Source organism: Actinophytocola oryzae (assembly GCF_004364325.1).
GTDB classification, from domain to species: Bacteria; Actinomycetota; Actinomycetes; order Mycobacteriales; family Pseudonocardiaceae; genus Actinophytocola; species Actinophytocola oryzae.
Window position 1 is genome coordinate 322,439 of the sequence record NZ_SOCP01000009.1, and the last position, 20,147, is coordinate 342,585.

General features: G+C 76.3%; 1 protein-coding gene. It reads left to right on the plus strand.

The features are described from left to right. Window positions 1-20,136: a type I polyketide synthase gene (locus CLV71_RS48705; RefSeq protein ID WP_243866687.1), complete on the plus strand. Its 20,136-nt coding sequence runs from the start codon at window positions 1-3 to the stop codon at window positions 20,134-20,136. Window positions 20,137-20,147 lie beyond the last annotated feature (11 nt).

Sequence of the window (20,147 nt, forward strand, 5' to 3'; positions counted from 1 at the left end):
GTGGCCAGCGAGGACAAGCTGCTCGACTACCTCAAGCGCGCGACCGCCGACCTGCGCGACACCCGCCGCACCCTCGAGGAGGTCCGCGCCCGCGACCGTGAGCCGATCGCGGTCGTCGGCCTCGGCTGCCGCTTCCCCGGCGGCGTGCGCACCCCGGACGAGCTGTGGGACCTGCTGGCCACGCGCGGCGACGGCGTCACCGGCTTCCCCGCCGACCGCGGCTGGGACCTGGCCGCGCTCGGCCCCGCCATCACCGCGCACGGCGGGTTCCTGGCCGACGTCGCCGGGTTCGACGCCGACTTCTTCGGCATCTCCCCGCGCGAGGCGCTCGCCATGGACCCGCAGCAGCGGATCCTGCTCGAGGTCGCGTGGGAGGCCGTCGAGCGGGCCGGGCTCGACCCGACGGCCCTGCGCGGCAGCGACACCGGCGTGTTCGTCGGCACCAACGGCCAGGAGTACGGCCACCTCGTACACGCGTCCGGCGAGGACGCGGGCGGCCACCTCGGCACCGGCAACGCGGCCAGCGTCCTGTCCGGCCGCGTCGCCTACACGCTCGGGCTGGAGGGCCCGGCGGTCACCGTCGACACGGCCTGCTCCTCGTCGCTCGTGGCACTGCACTGGGCGGCCCACGCCCTGCGCAAGGGCGAGTGCTCGCTCGCGCTGGCGGGCGGGGTCACGGTGATGTCGTCGCCGGGCGCGTTCGTCGAGTTCGCCACCCAGGGCGGCCTCGCGGCGGACGGCCGCTGCAAGGCGTTCGCCGAGGGCGCCGACGGCACCGGCTGGTCCGAGGGCGCGGGCGTGCTGGTGCTGGAACGACTGTCGGACGCGAGGCGGCTCGACCATCCGGTGCTCGCGGTCCTGCGCGGCTCGGCCGTGAACTCCGACGGCGCGTCCAACGGCCTCACCGCCCCGAACGGCCCCGCCCAGCGCCGGGCGATCTGGCAGGCGCTCGCGTCGGCGGAGCTGCAACCGTCCGACGTGGACGTCGTGGAGGCGCACGGCACCGGCACCGCGCTCGGCGACCCGATCGAGGCGCAGGCCCTGCTCGCCACCTACGGACTGGACCGGCAGGCACCGCTGCTGCTCGGTTCGGTGAAGTCGAACCTCGGGCACACCCAGGCCGCCGCGGGGGTGGCCGGGGTGCTCAAGATGGTGCTGGCGCTGGCGCACGAGCAGGTCCCGCCGACGCTGCACGCCGAGACGCCGACCACGGCGGTGGACTGGAACGCGGGCGCGGTGCGGCTGGCGACCGAGCCGACGCCCTGGCCGCGCGGTGAGCGGCCCCGACGGGCCGGGGTGTCGTCGTTCGGACTGTCCGGCACCAACGCACACGTGATCGTCGAGGAGGCACCCGCGGTCGACGCGCGGGTGGTGGAGCACACGAGCGCGGTGCCGGTGCTCCTGTCCGCACGGACCGAGGCCGCGTTGCGTGCGCAGGCCGCCGCACTGCGGGACCACGTGTCCACGTCGGACACTTCGCTGACCGACCTGGCGCACACGACCGCGACGAGCCGGGCCGGGCTCGCGAGGCGTGCCGCGGTCGTGGCCGCCGACCGGGACACGCTGGTGGCAGGCCTCGCGGCGGTGGCGGAAGGCGTGCCTGCGGCCGGGGTGCGCACCGGGGTCGCCTGCCGGGGCGGGCTGGCCATGCTGTTCGCGGGCCAGGGAGCGCAGCGGGCGGCGATGGGCCGCGAGCTGTACGGGCGGCACCCGATCTTCACCGCCGCACTCGACGCGGCGCTCGCGCTGCTCGATTCCGGCACCGGCACGCCGCTGCGGGAGGTGCTCTTCGCCGACGCGGGCACCCCGGAGGCCGCGCTGCTCGACGTCACCGAACACACGCAGCCCGCGTTGTTCGCGGTCGAGGTGGCGCTGTACCGGCTGCTGGAGTCGTGGGGTCTGCGGCCGGACTACGTCGCGGGCCACTCGATCGGGGAGATCGCGGCGGCGCATGTCGCGGGGGTGCTGTCGCTGCCGGACGCGTGCCGCCTGGTGACCGCGCGCGCCACCCTGATGGGCGGGCTGGCGGCCGGGGGAGGCATGGTCGCGATCCGTGCGCGCGAGGCGGCGGTCCGGCCGCTGCTCGCCGAGGGCACGGCGCTGGCGGCGGTGAACGGCCCGGAGCAGGTCGTGGTGGCGGGCCCGCTGGAGGCGGTGCTGGCCGTCGCGGAGGCGAGCGGACGGGACTGGCGGCGGTTGGCCGTGAGTCACGCCTTCCACTCGCCGCTGGTCGAGCCGATGCTCGAGGAGTTCCGCGTGGTCGCGGAGGGGCTAGCGTACTCGGCCGCGCGGGTGCCGGTCGTGTCCGCGGTCACCGGGGAGCCGGCGGAGGTGCACCGGGCCGAGTACTGGGTCGAGCAGGTGCGGGCCACGGTCCGTTTCGCCGACGCGGTCGGGTGGCTGGCGGGTGCCGGGGTGACGACGTTCGTGGAGATCGGCCCGGACGGTTCGCTGTGCGGGATGGTCGAGCGGTGCGCGGAGGGTGTGGCCGCGGTGCCGGTGCTGCGTCGCGACCGGGGCGAGGACGAGTCGGTGGCCACCGCGCTGGGGCATCTGCACGTGGCGGGGGTGCGGCCGGACTGGGCGGTGGCGTTGCCGGGCGAGCACGACGCGGGGCTGCCGACCTACCCGTTCCAGCGGGAGCGGTACTGGCCGCGGATGCCTGCCGGGCCGGTGGGGGACGCCGCGGAGGCGGGGTTCTGGGCGGCGGTCGAGTCGTCCGACCTGGAGCGGCTTGCCGGGGACCTGCACAGGCCCGCGGCCGACCCGGCGCTGGCGGAGGTCGTGCCCGCCCTGGCCGCGTGGCGCCGCAGACGCCGCGAGCGCTACCTCACCGACGGCCTCCGCTACCGCGAGACGTGGACCGAGATCACGCCACCCACCCCCGCCCGGCGCGGCCCGTGGCTGGTCCTCGCCCCGACCGCCGACACCTGGACCCGCACCCTCGCCGCAGCCCTCGGCACCGACCCGACCACGGTGGATTCGGCTTCGCTGGAGTCGGCCGCGGCGGACACCGCCGCGACCGTCTTGGCCACGGGCGGTCCGGCCTCGTTGGGCTCGGTCGGGGTGGGCTCGGTCGGGGTGGGCTCTGGTGGGGTGGATTCGGCTGGGGTGGGCTTGGCTGTCGGTCGTTCGGTCGATGCCTGGGCGGCGGCCGGGAGGTCGGTTGCTGTCGGCTCGGCGAGTGGCGGTTCGGTGGCCGTGGGCCCGGGTGTCGGGGGTTTCGGTACTGGTGACGCGGTCGTCGTCGAGGTGGGAACTGGTGTTGCGAGCCGGGCGGAACTCGTCGAGCGGCTGCGGCCCGCGCTCCTCGAGGGCACTCCGTTCGTCGGCGTGCTCTCCCTGCTCGCGTTGGACGGGACCGACCTCGGTGGAGTGCCCGCCGGGGTCGCCGCCACGGCCACGCTGCCCCGTGTCCTCGGCGAGCTGGGCCTGGACGCACCCCTCTGGTGCGCCACCCGCGACGACGCCCAACCCGCCGTAACCGGCCTGTGCCGGGTCGCCGCGCTCGAGTACCCGGACCGCGTCCGCGGCCGGCTCGACCTTCCCACCCACCTCGACGCCACCACCCTCGCCGCCGTGCCCGCCGTGCTCTCGGGCACCGAGGACGAGGTGCGCGTCCGCCCCGGCACCGTGACCGCCCGCCGCCTGGTCCCCGCCCCCGCCGAAGCCGCCGACGAGCCACGCGTCGAACCAGCCGGGACCGTCCTCGTCGCCGGCACCGGCACCGCGGGCGCGGAAGTCGCCAGAATGCTCGCCCACGACGGCGTTCCACACCTCCTCCTCGTCAACCGACACCCCTCCGACACCGCCCTGGTCGACGAACTGACCCTTCTCGGCACCCAGGTCACCCTCGCCACGTGCGACCTCACCGACCGGGCCGCCGTGGACACCCTGCTCACCGACGTGCCGCTCCTCGCCGACATGCCGCTCGTCGGCGTCGTCCACGCGGTCGGCGGCACCGACGACCGGGTCCTCGACAACACCGACGCCACCCACCTCGCCGCCGCCCTCGCCCCTGCCCGCGCCGCGGTCGTACTCCACGAGGCCACCGCCCACCTCGACCTCACCGCCTTCGTCATCTGCGGCTCGATCACCGGCACCGTCGGCGTGCTCGGCCGCGCGGCCCACGCCGCCGCCCACGCCACGATCGCCGCCCTCGCCGAACACCGCCGCGCCGCAGGCCTCCCCGTCACCGCCCTCGCCTGGGGGCCGTGGGACCTGCCGGACAACCGGGAGACCGGCGCCTTCGGCCGAGGCGTCACCCCGCTGCCACCCGCCACCGCACACGCCCTACTGCGTCACGCCCTCGCCGCGGGCGAGACCGGCCTGCTCGTCGCCGACCTCGACTGGGCCGCCTTCCTCGACCTCGCCCTCCTCAGCCGTCCCGTCCCCCTCGTGTCCCGGCTGCCGCAGGCACAACGGGCACTCGCCGCCGCCGAGGCCGACCGCACCGACGCGGACGAGGTCTCCTCCGCACTCCGCGAGCGCCTCTCCACCCTCCCGGACACCGAACGCGGCGACGCCGTCCTGGACGCCGTCCGCGCGGTGGCCGCGTCCGTGCTGCGCCACCCCGACCCCGCCGCCATCGACCCCGAACGCCCCTTCCGCGACCTCGGCGTCGACTCCCTGACCGCCGTGGAACTGCGCAACGGCCTCGCCGCGCTGACCGGCCTGACCCTGCCCGCCACCCTCGTGTTCGACTACCCGACCCCGGCCGTGCTCGCCGGACACCTCCTCACCGCGCTCGTCGGCGGCCCCGCGTCGGCACCGGTCACCGCCGGCGCCACCGACCTCGCGACGGACCCGGTCGTCATCGTCGGCATGGCCTGCCGCTACCCCGGCGGCGTGAACTCGCCGGACGGACTCTGGGAGCTGCTCGCCGACGGTCGCGACGGCGTCGGCCCGTTCCCCACCGACCGCGGCTGGGACCTCGACACCCTCGGCGGCGCCGACTTCGGCAGCTCCCGCACCCGCGAGGGCGGCTTCCTCGACGCCGTCGCGGACTTCGACGCGGACTTCTTCGAGATCTCCCCGCGTGAGGCACTTGCCATGGACCCGCAGCAGCGGCTGCTGCTGGAGGTCACCTGGGAGGCCCTCGAACGCGCAGGCATCGACCCCGCCGGACTGCGTGGCCGCCCGACCGGCGTCTACGCGGGCACCAGCGGCCAGGACTACGCCGGCGTCGTCGCCCATGCCAGGGGCGAGGTCCTCGGCTACCTCAACACCGGCAACTCGGCCAGCGTGATCTCCGGGCGACTGTCCTACGTGCTCGGTCTGGAGGGCCCTTCCGTCACCGTCGACACGGCGTGCTCGTCCTCGCTCGTCGCACTGCACCTGGCGGCAGGCGCCCTGCGCTCGGGGGAGTGCGACCTCGCCCTCGCGGGCGGGGTCATGGTGATGTCCACCCCGGCCGGGTTCATCGAGTTCAGCGAGAACGGCGCGGTCTCCGCCGACGGCCGCTGCCGTGCCTTCGCCGACGCGGCCGCCGGCGTCGGCTGGGGCGAAGGCGTCGGGATGCTCGTGGTGGAGCGGCTGTCCGACGCGGTCCGCAACGGGCACGAGGTGCTGGCCGTGGTCCGCGGCAGCGCGGTGAACTCCGACGGCGCCTCCAACGGCCTCACCGCGCCCAACGGCCCGTCACAGCAGCGGGTCATCCGGGCCGCCCTGACCGCCGCGGGCGTCACGACGTCCGACGTGGACGTCGTCGAGGCGCACGGCACCGGCACGATCCTCGGTGACCCCATCGAGGCACAGGCGCTGCTGGCCACCTACGGCCAGGACCGCGACGAGCCGCTGCTGCTGGGGTCGGTCAAGTCCAACCTCGGCCACGCCCAGGCCGCCGCCGGGGTCGCGGGGGTCATCAAGGTCATCCTCGCCATGCGGCGCGAACGGCTGCCTGCCACCCTGCACGTCGACCGGCCGACGTCCCATGTGGACTGGAGTGCCGGGTCGGTGCGGCTGCTCACCGAGGCGGCGCCCTGGCCGCGAACCGACCGCCCCCGCCGCGCCGGCGTGTCCTCGTTCGGCGTCAGCGGCACCAACGCGCACGTGATCATCGAGGAGCCGCCGACCGTCCCGGCCGCTGCCCGGGCGTCGGTCGAGCCCGCCACCCTGCCCTGGGTGCTCTCGGCCAGGACCCCTGCCGCGCTGGCCGCACAGGCCGAACGCCTGCGGGCACACCTGGACACCCGACCCGACCTGCGTCCGCTCGACCTCGCCTTCTCACTGGCCACCGGTCGCTCGACGTTCCCCCACCGCGCCGCGTTCACCGCGACCGACCGCGACGAGGCCCGTGTCGAACTCGACCGGCTCGTCGCGGCCGGACCGGTACGTGGGCGGCCCCGCGTGGCGCTGGTGTTCGCCGGGCAGGGTGCGCAGCGGAGCGGGATGGGCCTGGCGCTGGCCAGGCGGTACCCGGTGTTCGCGCAGGCGCTGCACGAGGTCGGCGCGCTGCTGGACGCGGAGTCCGGCTGGTCGCTCGCCGAGGTCCTGGCCGACGGTGACCTCGACCGGACCGAGTACGCCCAACCGGCGCTGTTCGCGGTCGAGGTGGCGCTCCACCGGCTGCTGACGTCGTGGGGGATGCGGCCCGACGTCCTGCTGGGGCACTCCGTCGGCGAGATCGCCGCGGCACACGTGGCCGGCGTCCTGACGCTGCCCGACGCGTGCCGGCTCGTGGTGGCGCGCGGGCGGCTGATGGGGGCGCTGCCGACCGGCGGTGCGATGGTCGCCGTCGCCGCGACCGAGGCCGAGGTGGCGGACGCGCTCGCCCACGGGGTCGTGGTGGCCGCGGTCAACGCGCCGGCCGCCGTGGTGCTCGCCGGGCCGGAGCAGGCCGTGCTGGACACCGCCGAGCGGCTCGCCGACGCGGGCAGGCGGACCAGGCGGCTGCGGGTCAGCCACGCCTTCCACTCGCCCCTGGTGGACCCGATGCTCGACGACTTCCGTGCCGTGGCGGCCGAGCTGACCTTCGGCGAGGCCACGGTCCCGGTCGTGTCGACGGTGACCGGCGAACCGTCCACCATGGACACCGTCGACTACTGGGTGGACCAGGTCCGCGAACCGGTGCGCTTCGCCGACGCCGTGCGGGCGGCGGCCGACCGGGGCACCACCGTGTTCGTCGAGGTCGGCCCGGACGGGTCGCTGACCGGCGCGGTCGCGCGGAGTACCGGCGACGACGCGGTGACCATCCCGCTGCTGCGCGGCGAGAGCGAGGAGACCGCACTCGTCGCCGCGCTGGCCCGCCTGCACACCGCGGGTGTCGCCGCCGACCTGACCGCGGTGTTCGCGGGCACCGGCGCGCGCCGGGTCGACCTGCCCACCTACCCGTTCCAGCGGTCGCGGTTCTGGCCGGACGGCGTCGACCTTACCGCGGGTGACGTCGCCGCCGCCGGGCTCCGCGCGCCCGGCCACCCGCTGCTCGGCGCCGCGGTCGAGCTGCCCGACTCCGGCGGCCACCTGTTCACGAGCGCCCTGTCGGTGGCCGGGAACCCGTGGCTCGCCGACCACGCCGTCATGGGCACGGTCATCGTGCCGGGCACGGCCCATCTCGAGCTGGCCGTGCGTGCCGCCGACGAGGTCGGGTGCGGGCGGGTCGAGGAGCTGACGCTGCACACGCCGCTGGTGCTGCCCGCGCGTGGCCGCGTGCACCTCCAGGTCACGGTCGGCGCCCCGGACGGGACCGGCACCCGTGCGCTGGCGGTGTACTCGCGGCCCGAGTCCGGCGACCTGCCGTGGACCCAGCACGCGAGCGGCCTGCTCGCCGCCGACCCGGCCCCCGCGGCCACGCCGGACGAGACCTGGCCGCCGGACGGCGCGGAACCGGTGTCCCTGGACGGCTTCTACGCGGGCCTCGCCGAGGGCGGCTTCGGCTACGGCCCCGGCTTCCAGGGACTGACCGCGGTGTGGCGGCGCGGCGAGGACGTCTTCGCCGAGGTGGCGCTGCCGGCCACCCCCGCGCAGGCCGACCCGGCGGGCTTCGGCCTGCACCCCGCCGTGCTCGACGCCGCACTCCACGCCGGCGCCTTCGCCCTGCCCGGCGACACGGGCAGGTTGCCGTTCTCCTGGTCCGGGGTGACCCTCCACGCCGCGGGCGCGTCGGCGCTGCGGGTCCGGCTGACGCCGACCGGCCCGGACACCCTCGCCCTGGCCGTCGCGGACCCGGCGGGTGACCCGGTCGCCACCGTCACCGGACTGACCCTGCGCCCGGTCGACGGCGTGGCCGCGACCCGGACCGAGCCGGTGCTGCGGATCGACTGGACCCCGGTCGCCGCGGCGCCGACCGAGCTGGACGCGGCCGTCCTCGGCACCGGCCTGCCCGGCACACCGATCACCGACCTCGCCGACGCGGGCCAGGCGACCGTGCTGGTGGCGCTCACCGGCGACGGCGACCGGCCGGTCGAGTCGGTGCACGAGCTGACCGCACGGGTGCTGGAGCTGTGCCAGTCCTGGTCCGCCACCACGGGCGAGGGCCGGCTGGTCTTCGTCACGCGGGGCGCCGTGCCGGCGGGAGGGCCGGTCACCGACCTCGCCTGCGCCGCCGCGTGGGGCCTGGTGCGTTCCGCCCAGCTCGAGGAACCCGGCCGGTTCGTGCTGGTCGACCTGCCCGCCGGCGACTCCGTCGACGGTCTCGCCGCCGCGGTCGGCACCGGCGAGCCGCAGGCCGCGGTCCGGGACGGCGCCGTGCTCGTGCCCCGCCTGGCCAGGGTGCCCGCCGAGGCACCCGGCCGCGACGGTCCACTCCTCGACCCCGACCGAACCGTGCTCGTCGCAGGCGGCACCGGCGGGCTGGGCGGCATGCTGGCCGGACACCTCGTCGACGGCCACGACGCGCGGAGGCTCCTGCTGGTCAGCAGGCGCGGCCCGGCCGCGGCGGGCGTCGCCGAGCTGGTCGAGGACCTCACCCGGCGCGGTGCGCGGGTCGACGTCGCCGCGTGCGACCTCACCGACCCGGCCGCCACCCGTGCGCTGGTCGAGGCCCACCCGGTCGGCGCGGTCGTGCACTGCGCGGGTGTGCTCGACGACGGCGTGCTGTCCTCGCTGACCCCCGAGCGCCTCGACGGCGTGCTCGCCCCCAAGGCCGACGTGGCGTGGAGCCTGCACACCGCGACCGCGGGCCTCGACCTCACGGCGTTCCTGGCGTACTCGTCGGTGTCCGGCACGCTCGGCAGCCCCGGCCAGGCCAACTACGCCGCCGCCAACGCGTGGGTCGACGCCCTGATGACCCACCGCGCCTCGGCAGGGCTGCCCGGCCAGTCGCTGGTGTGGGGGCCGTGGGCGCAGGACGGCGGCCTCACCGGCACGCTCACCGACGCCGACCTGGCCCGCATGGCCCGGTCCGGCATGCCCGCCATGCCCGAGGACACCGGCCTCGCCCTGTTCGACGCCGCCGTGGCCACCTCGGCGCCGGTCGTCGCGCCGCTGCACCTCGACCTCACCGTGCTGCGTGGCCAGTTCGACGTGCCCGCGCTGCTGCGCGGCCTGGTCCCCGCGACCCGCCGGAGCGCGGCCAGGGTCACCTCCGACGCGGCGGCGGCCCTGTCCGGCGCGCTCGCCGCACTGCCCGCCGAGGAGCGTGCCGGCGCCCTGGCCGGGATGGTCGCCGAGCAGGTCGCGGTCGTGCTGGGGCACGACTCGGCGGGCGCGGTCGACCCGGAGCGGCCGTTCACCGAGCTGGGCTTCGACTCGCTGACCGCGGTCGACCTGCGCAACCGGCTCACCGCGGCCACGGGGCTGCGGCTGCCCGCCACCCTGATCTTCGACTACCCGACCCCGGCCGCGCTGGCCGCCCACCTCGGTGACGAGCTGCTCGGCCGGCTGCCCGACGCACCGACCGAGGTGCCGGCCGCCGTGGCGGGCGACCCGATCGTCGTCGTCGGCATCGGCTGCCGCTACCCGGGCGGCATCCGCTCACCCGAGGACCTCTGGCGGGTCGTCACCGGCGGGGTGGACGCGGTGACCGCGTTCCCGACCGACCGCGGCTGGGACGTGGCACGGCTCTACCACCCCGACCCCGACAACCCCGGCACCTCCTACACCAGGGAGGGCGGCTTCCTGCACGAGGCGCCCGAGTTCGACGCGGCGTTCTTCGGCATGAGCCCGCGCGAGGCACTCGCGACCGACGCCCAGCAGCGGCTGTTGCTGGAGGTCGGCTGGGAGGCCGTCGAACGGGCGGGGATCGACCCGACGACGTTGCGTGGCAGCCGGACCGGCGTGTTCGTCGGCGTGATGTACAGCGACTACACGTTCACCCTGTTCGGGGCGTCCGACGCCGAGGGCTACCAGGGCAACGGCAGCGGCGGCAGTGTCGCGTCGGGCCGGGTCGCCTACACCATGGGGCTGGAGGGCCCGGCGATCACCGTGGACACGGCGTGCTCGTCGTCGCTGGTCACCCTGCACCTGGCCGCGCAGGCGCTGCGGTCGGGGGAGTGCGACCTCGCGTTGGCGGGCGGGGTCACGGTGATGTCCACGCCCAACGTGTTCGTCGACTACAGCAGGCAGCGGGCCATCTCCCCGGACGGGCGGTGCAAGTCCTTCGCCGACGGCGCGGACGGGGTCGGCTGGGCCGAGGGCGCGGGTCTCCTCGTGCTGGAGCGGCTGTCGGACGCGGTCCGCAAGGGGCACGAGGTGTTGGCGGTGGTTCGTGGGTCGGCGGTGAACTCCGACGGTGCGTCGAACGGGTTGACCGCGCCGAACGGTCCGTCTCAGCAGCGGGTGATCCGGGCGGCGTTGGCGTCGGCCGGTTTGTCGGGGTCCGAGGTGGACGTGGTGGAGGCGCACGGGACGGGCACGACACTGGGTGATCCCATCGAGGCGCAGGCACTGCTGGCCACCTACGGGCAGGACCGCGAACAGCCGCTCCTGCTGGGTTCGATCAAGTCGAACCTCGGGCACACGCAGGCCGCCGCCGGTGTCGCCGGGGTGATCAAGATGGTGCTGGCCATGCGGCACGGGGTCGTGCCCGCCACCCTGCACCTGGACTCGCCGTCGTCCCATGTGGACTGGGCGGCGGGGAGCGTGCGGCTGCTGGCGGAGTCCCAGCCGTGGCCGGCCGGGGACCGGCCGCGGCGGGCGGGTGTGTCGTCCTTCGGCATCAGCGGCACCAACGCGCACGTCATCGTCGAGCAGGCTCCCGCCCGGGACACCGCGCCCGAGCCGGCCGGGATCGACCCGATCGCCGTGCCGCTGCTGCTTTCCGCGCGTGGCCCCGAGGCGTTGCGCGAGCAGGCCGCCCGGCTCGCCGACCACCTCGAGGCCGCCGGGACCACGTTGCTCGACGCAGGCCACTCGCTGGTCACCACGCGGGCGTCGTTCGACCACCGGGCCGCGGTCGTCGCCGGTACCCGTGCCGACGCACTCGGCGCGCTGGCCGCCCTCGCGAGCGGCGCACCGGCGGCCGGGCTGCTGGTCGACACCGCCCGGCGCGGCAGGGTGGGCTTCCTCTTCGCGGGCCAGGGCAGCCAGCGGCCGGGGATGGGCCGTGAGCTGGCCGCCCGGTTCCCGGTGTTCGCCGACGCCTACGCGGAGGTCCTGTCGGCACTCGACACCGGACTGGGCCGCTCACTGCGGGAGATCGTCGACGACGGTGAGTCGCTCAATGAGACGGAGTTCACGCAGCCGGCGCTGTTCGCCGTCGAGGTCGCGTCGTTCCGGCTGCTGCGGTCCTGGGGAGTGCGCCCGGACGTGCTCGTCGGCCACTCGATCGGCGAGCTGGCCGCCGCGCACGTCGCCGGGGTGCTGTCCCTGCCGGACGCCGCGGCACTGGTCGTGGCACGCGGGCGGTTGATGGGTGCCCTGCCGTCCGGCGGGGCGATGGTCTCGGTCGCGGCGACCGAGGACGAGGTGGCCCCGGTGCTGGGTGAGCACGTCGCCCTCGCCGCGGTCAACGGGCCGCGCGCGGTCGTGCTGGCCGGGCCGGAGCACGAGGTGCTCACCGCCGCCGGATGCCTGGCCGAGAAGGGCCACCGGACCAGGCGGCTGCGGGTCAGCCATGCCTTCCACTCGCCGCTGATGGCCCCGATGCTCGCCGAGTTCCGCGAGGTGGCGGCCCGCCTGGACTACCACCCCGCGGCCGTCCCGATCGTGTCCACCGTGACCGGCGAACCGGCCCGCGTGGACGACCCGGAGTACTGGGTGCGTCAGGTCCGCGAGCCGGTGCGGTTCGCGGCGGCCGTGGCGCGGATCGTCGCCGACGGGGCCGTGACGCTCGTGGAGCTGGGCCCCGACGGCTCGCTGTCGGCCGCCTCGCGTGAGGTCGCGGAGGACCGGGCCGCGGTCGTGCCCGTGCTGCGCCGCGACGTCCCGGAGGAGGTGGCCGCCACCCGTGCGGCCGCGGCGTTGGCCGTGCGCGGGGTGCCGGTGCGGATGGCCGAGCTGTTCGCTGGCACGGGTGCGCGGCGGGTCGAGCTGCCCACCTACGCGTTCCAGCACCGGCACTACTGGCCACAGGGCCTGCGGCTGATGTCCGGCGGCCTCGGCGCGCTCGGCCTGACCCCCGCGGGTCACCCGCTGCTTGCCGCGTCGGTGGACCTGACCGGGAGCGGCGGGCACGTGTTCACCGGGAGCCTGTCGGTGGAGACGCATGCGTGGCTGGCCGACCATGCGGTGCTCGGGGCGGTGGTCGTGCCCGGGACGGCGTTGCTGGAGCTGGCCGTGCACGCCGCGGGCGAGGTCGGCTGTGGGCAGGTGGCGGAGCTGACGCTGCAGACCCCGCTGGTGCTGCCCGAGCGCGGTGCGGTGCGCATCCAGGTGGCGGTGGGGTCCCCGGCCGAGGACGGCACCCGACCGCTGACCGTGCACGCCCGGCCGGACGACGACGGCGGCGACCCGTGGACCGCGATAGCCACGGGCACGGCCGCGCCGGCCGCGCCCACCGCCGAGCCGCTGGGGGAGTGGCCGCCACCCGGTGCGGCCCCGGTCGACCTGGACGGCTTCTACGACCGCGCGGCAGACGACGGCTTCGTCTACGGATCGGCCTTCCAGGGCTTGGTGACGGCGTGGTGCCGAGGGGAGGAGGTGTTCGCCGAGACCGAGCTGCCGGAGGAACACCGGGGCGCGGCAGCCGCGTTCGGACTGCACCCGGCGCTGTTGGACGCCGCGCTGCAGGCAGTCGGCCTCGGCGGCGGCGACCTGGCAGGCGGACGTCTGCCGTTCTCGTGGCGCGGCGTCGCCCTGCACGCCGCGGGCGCCGCGTCCCTGCGGGTGCGCCTGGCCCCGGCCGGGTCGGGCGCGGTGTCGCTGACCGTCACGGACGCGACCGGCACCCCGGTGGCCACGGTCGGGTCGCTGGTGCTCCGCGCCCCCGACCGCCTCGGCGCCCCGGCCGCGGGCGCGGCCGTGTTCGGACTGGACTGGATCCCGATCACCCCGGGAACGCCGGAACCCGGCCTGCTCCTCGGCGACCTCCCAGGCGTGGACCTACCGACGCCGGCCGCCATCCCGACCGATCCGGCCTCGCCCAGCCTGACGCCACCCGCGAGCGCGGCAGGCACCCTCTACCTCCCCGTCGCCGCGCGGCCCGGCCCGGTGCCGGTCGCCGTGCGCGAGGCCACGTCCCGGACACTCGCCCTGCTCCAGGACGGGCTCGCCGGCACCGACACGCGGCTGGTCGTCGTCACGCGTGGTGCCATGGGTGAGGACCCCGACCCCGCACTGGCGGCCGTCTGGGGGTTGGTCCGGTCCGCGCAGTCCGAGCACCCCGGCCGCATCGTGCTCGCCGACCTCGACGCCGACCCCGCCTCGGCCGCCGCGCTGCCCGCCGCCGTGGCCAGTGGTGAACCCCAGCTGGTGGTGCGTGACGGCACCGCGACCGCACCCAGGCTGACCCGGCTGCCTACGGCGGGCCCCACCGAGTGGCACCCCGACGGCACGGTCCTCATCACCGGCGGCACCGGTGGCCTCGGCTCACTCGTCGCCCGCCACCTGGTCACCACGCACGGGATCCGGCGGCTCGTCCTCGTCGGCAGGCGTGGGCCGGACGCGCCCGGCGCGGCCGAACTGCGCGACGAGCTGACCGCGCTCGGCGCCGACGTCACCGTCGCCGCCTGCGCGGTCGAGGACCGCGACGCCCTGGCCGCTCTCCTCGGCACCGTCCCCGACCTCACCACCGTGATCCACGCGGCAGGTGTGCTCGACGACGGCATCCTCGCCTCGCTCACCCCCGAACGGCTCGACCGCGTCCTCGCGCCCAAGGTCGACGCAGCCTGGCACCTCCACGAACTCGTCGGCGACGCCGAGCTGGTCCTGTTCTCCTCCGTCGCGGGCACCCTCGGCGCCGCGGGCCAGGGCAACTACGCCGCCGCCAACGCCGCCCTCGACGCCATCGCCACCCGCCGCCGCGCCGCCGGGCTCCCCGCCCGCTCCCTCGCCTGGGGTGCCTGGGCCCGCACCGGCGGCATGACCGGCACCCTCGCCGCCGCCGACCTCGCCAGGATGGCGCGCGCCGGCATGCCACCGCTCACCGAGGAGCAGGGGCTCGCCCTCCTCGACACCGGCACCGACGCCACGGTCACCCTGCCCATGCGGCTGGACCTGCCCACCCTGCGCCGCGCACCCGAGCTGCCGCACCTGTTCCGCGGCCTCGTCCGCACCCAGCCCCGCCGTGCCGCCGCAGGCGGCGGTGACCTGCTCCGCGCCCTGGCCGGGCTCTCTCCCACCGACCGCCTGCGGCTGATCCTCGACCAGGTCCGCACGCAGGTCGCCCAGGTGCTCGGGCACGACGGCGTCGCCGAGATCGCCCCCGACCGGGCCTTCAGCGACATCGGGTTCGACTCGCTGACCGCCGTGGAGCTGCGCAACACCCTCTCCGCCGCCACCGGCCTGCGGCTGCCCGCCACCCTCGTGTTCGACTACCCCACCCCCACGGCCCTCGCCGAGCACATCGTCGGCGAGGTCACCGGCGCCGGTGACGTCCCGGCCGAGCCCGTCCGCGCCACCCCGGTCGACGACGACCCGGTCGTCATCGTCGGGATGAGCTGCCGCTACCCCGGCGGGGTCGGCTCGCCCTCGGACCTGTGGCGGCTGGTCGCCGACGGCGTCGACGCCACCACCGAGTTCCCGACCGACCGCGGCTGGGTGCTCGGCGACCCGGCCGAGCTGGGCATCGGCGAGGAGGTCCTGCGTGGCGGCTTCCTCCACGACGCGGCGGACTTCGACGCCGACTTCTTCGGCATGAGCCCGCGTGAGGCCCTCGCCACCGACGCCCAGCAGCGGCTGCTGCTGGAGGCCTCCTGGGAGGCACTCGAACGCGCGGGCGTGCCGCCGAGGACCCTGCGCGGCAGCCGCACCGGCGTGTTCGTCGGCGTCATGTACAGCGACTACGGGATGCTGCTGCAGGGCTCGGCCGACACCGGCGGCTACCAGGGCAACGGCAGCGCGGGCAGCGTCGCCTCCGGCCGGGTCGCCTACACCCTCGGGCTGGAGGGCCCCGCGGTCACCGTGGACACGGCCTGCTCGTCGTCGCTGGTCGCCCTGCACCTCGCGAGCCAGTCGCTGCGGACCGGGGAGAGCACGCTCGCCCTCGCGGGCGGGGTCACCGTGATGGCCACCCCGACCCCCTTCGCCGAGTTCGCCGCGCAGCGCGGGCTGTCCTCCGACGGGCGGTGCAAGTCCTTCGGCGACGGCGCGGACGGCGTGGCCTGGTCCGAGGGCGTCGGGCTGCTCGTGCTGGAGCGGCTGTCCGACGCGCGACGCAACGGGCACGAGGTGCTGGCGGTCGTGCGCGGCTCCGCGGTGAACTCCGACGGCGCGTCGAACGGCCTCACGGCACCCAACGGCCCGGCACAGCGACGAGTCATCCGCCAGGCCCTGGCGGCCGCGGGACTTCGGCCGGCCGAGGTGGACGTCGTCGAGGCACACGGCACCGGCACGACCCTGGGTGATCCCATCGAGGCGCAGGCACTCCTGGCCACCTACGGCCAGGACCGGGAGATCCCGCTGCTGCTGGGTTCGGTCAAGTCGAACCTCGGCCACACGCAGGCCGCCGCCGGGGTCGCCGGGGTGATCAAGATGGTCGAGGCCATGCGCCACGGCCGAGTCCCGCGCTCACTGCACGCCGACACCCCGTCCACCCGCGTCGACTGGACCGAGGGGCGCGTCGAGCTGGTCACCGAGACCACCGACTGGCCCGACCTCGACCGGCCGCGCCGCGCGGGCGTGTCCTCCTTCGGCATCAGCGGCACCAACGCCCACGTCCTGCTCGAACACGTGCCCGCCGTCCCGGTCGACCACGTCGACGGCCCGGTGCCGTGGACGCTGTCCGGCCGGACACCCGACGCGTTGCGGGCCCAGGCCCGCGGCCTGCTCGCACACCTCACCGGCCACCCCGACCTCCACCCGACCGGCGTGGCCGCGGCGCTCGCCGGGCGCACGGCGTTCGAGCACCGGGCCGTCGTGCTCGGCGCCGACGACACCGAGCTGCGCACCCGCCTCGCCGCGCTCGCCGCGGGCGACTCGGTGCCCGGCCTGTTCACCGGGGAGGCCAGGAACACCCCGCGACTCGCGTTCCTGTTCGCCGGCCAGGGCGCCCAGCGGCCCGGTATGGGCACCGACCTCGCCGCCCGGTTCCCGGTCTACGCCAGGGCTCTGGACGAGGTGCTCGCCGCGCTCGACGCCGAACTCGGCGCGGGCGTGCCGCTGCGGGTGGTGCTCGCCGCCGGTGCCGACACGCCCGAGGCCGAGCTGCTGGACCGCACCGAGTACACCCAGCCCGCCCTCTTCGCCGTCGAGGTGGCGCTCCACCGGCTGGTCGAGTCGCTCGGCATCGTGCCGGAGCGGCTCGTCGGGCACTCCGTCGGCGAGATCGCCGCCGCCCACGTGGCCGGTGTGCTGTCACTGCCCGACGCGGCCACCCTGGTCGTCGCCAGAGGCCGGCTCATGCAGGCGCTGCCGCCTGGCGGCGCGATGGCCGCGATCCAGGCGAGCGAGGACGAGGTCGCGGCGGTCCTGTCCGGGGCCGTCGACCTCGCCGCCGTCAACGGGCCCGCCTCGGTGGTCGTCGCGGGGGAGCGGGACGCGGTCGAGGACGTCGCCGCGTTGTTCGCCGCCCAGGGCCGCAAGGTCCGCAGGCTGCGGGTCGCCCACGCCTTCCACTCGCCCCTCATGGCGCCCATGCTCGACGAGTTCCGCGCCGTGCTCGAACGGCTGCGGTTCGGCGCCGCCCGGGTGCCGGTCGTGTCGACCGTGACCGGTGAGCCCGCGCCGCTCGACACCCCGGACCACTGGGTCGCCCACGCCCGCCGGGCCGTGCGCTTCGGTGACGCGGTCCGCTGGTGCGCCACCCACGGCACCGGCGGCTTCCTGGAGCTGGGCCCGGACAGCACCCTCACGGCGATGGCCGCGGACAGCGTCGGTGACGCCCTCGCCGTGCCGCTGCTGCGTGCCGGCCGCGACGAGGTGGACGCCGCGCTCGGCGCGCTGGCCCGGCTGCACGTCGGCGGCGTGCCCCTGGACTGGGCGGCGGCACTGCCAGAGGGCCGTCCCGTGCCGCTGCCCACCTATGCCTTCCAGCACCGCAGGTTCTGGCCGACCGCCACGGCCGTGGCAGGGGACGCCACCGCCATCGGGCTCGCCACCGCGGGTCACCCGCTGCTGGGTGCCGGTGTGGAGCTGCCCGACTCGGCCGGCTACCTGTTCACCGGCAGGCTTTCCCTGCGCACCCACCCCTGGCTCGGCGACCACGCGCTGTTCGGCACCGCGCTGGTGCCCGGCGCGGCACTGCTGGAGCTGGCCGTGCGTGCCGGCGACCAGGTCGGCTGCGGCGCCGTGCGCGAGCTGACCATGGAGGTCCCGCTCGTGCTGCCCGAGGAGGGCGCCGTGCGGGTCCAGGTCGCCGTCGGCGGTCCGGACGAGGCGGGGGAGCGGTCGGTGCGGCTGTACTCGCGTGCCGACGCCGACTGGGTGCGGGTCGCGAGCGGGACGCTGACCACCGAGGTGGCCCGCGCCGAGGCGCTGCCGGGGGCCTGGCCGCCCGAGGACGCCGAACCGGTCGACCTCGCCGGCTTCTACGACCATTTCGCGGACAACGGCTTCGCCTACGGCCCGGTGTTCCGGGGCGTGCGGGCCGCGTGGCGCCACGGCACGGACGTCCTGGCCGAACTCGCGCTCGACGACGACCAGCGTGCGGGCGAGTTCGGCCTGCACCCGGCGCTGCTCGACGCCGCACTCCAGGCCACCGCCCTCCTGGACCTCGACGGCGACACCGCGCTGCTGCCGTTCAACTGGGACACCGTGACCCTGCACGCCACCGGGGCCACCGCACTGCGTGTGCGGCTCACCCCGACCGGTGCGGACTCGGTCGCGCTGACCGCGGCCGACCCCACGGGCGCGCCGGTCCTGTCCGTCCGGTCGCTGGCCCTGCGCGCCGTCGCCCCGGCGGCGCTGGGCACCGCGGCCTCCGCCGATCCGTTGCTGCGGCTGGAATGGCGGCCGGTGCCGGCCGTGCCCGACCCCGGTGCGTGGACGAGCATCGTCGACGCGGACCGGGACGCACTGCCAGCCACGGTCGTCGTCCCGGTCACCGGCGAGACCGACCTGCCGCTGCCCGCCGCGGTCCGCCGCGCCACCGGGGAAGCGTTGACACTGCTGCGGGACTGGCTCGCCGACCCGCGCTGCGCCGACACCCGCCTGCTGTTCCACACCCGCGGCGCGGTCACCGGCGTCACCGACCTCCCGGCAGCGGCCGTATGGGGCCTGGTCCGTGCCGCCCAGTCCGAGCATCCCGGCCGGTTCCTGTTGGTGGACAGCGACTCCGCCGAGCCGCCGGTGGCACTGGCGGTAGGTGCCGCCGAGCCGCAGGTCGTGGTGCGCGACGGCGAGGTGGCCGTCGCCCGCCTCGCGCCCTGCCCGCCCGCCACCGAGGCCGTCCCGGACCGCGAGGGCACGGTCCTGGTCACCGGCGGCACCGGCGGCCTCGGCTCGATCGTGGCCCGCCACCTGGTCGCCACCCGAGGCGCGCGGCGGCTGCTGCTGGTCAGCAGGCGCGGTCCGGACGCCCCCGGCGCCGGGGAACTGCGCGCGGAGCTGACCGGACTGGGCGCCGAGGTCACGGTCGCCGCGTGCGACGTCGCCGACCGCGACGCGCTCGCCGCACTGCTCGCCGAGCACCCCGTCGCCACGGTCGTCCACACCGCGGGCGTGCTCGACGACGGCGTGCTCGACTCGCTGACCCCCGAACGCCTCGACCGGGTCCTGGCCCCCAAGGTCGACGCCGCGTGGCACCTCCACGAGCTGGCCGGTGACGCCGAGCTGGTCCTGTTCTCCTCCGTCGCGGGCACGTTCGGCAACGCGGGCCAGGCCAACTACGCCGCCGCCAACGCCTGCCTCGACGCCATCGCCACCCACCGGCACGCCCTGGGGCTGCCCGCCCGCTCGATCGTGTGGGGCGCGTGGTCGGCCGAGTCCGGCATGACCGCCACCCTCGGTGACGCCGAGCGGCGCCGCCTGGCACGCATGGGCACCCCGCCACTGGACGAGGCGACCGGGCTCGCCCTGTTCGACCGCGCCACCGCCGCCACCGACCCGGTCGTGGTCGCCCTGCGCCTCGACCGGCGGGCACTGCGTGCGGCGGGGCCGGTCCCGCCCCTGCTGGAGGTGGTCACCGGCGGCCCGACCCGTCGCGCGGCCGCCGCCCCGGCCGACCTCGCCGAACGCCTCGCCGGGCTGACCGACGACGAACGGGCCGGCGCCATCCGGGCCGTGGTGCGTGACCAGGTCGCCGCCGTGCTCGGGCACGACCCGGCCGACCTCGACCCCACCCGCGGCTTCACCGAGCTGGGCTTCGACTCGCTCACCGCCGTGGAGCTGCGCAACCGGCTCGACGCCGTGTCCGGGCTGCGGCTGCCCGCGACGCTCGTGTTCGACCACCCGTCGGTCGACGCGGTGACCCGCTTCCTGTGCGAGGCACTGGCCCCGGCGAGCACCACCCCGAACGCGGTGGCCGAGCTGGACCGGCTCGACCGGCTGCTCGCGGGCACCGACGCCGACGACGACACCCGCGCGGAGATCACCTCCCGGCTGCGCGCACTGCTGCTGAGGTGGACCGGCGACGCCACCGCGACCCCGGTGGAGGGCCGGCTCGACGGGTCCACCGCCGAGGAGGTCCTCGCCTTCATCGACAACGAGCTGCGCATCGACTGACAGGGCGAGGA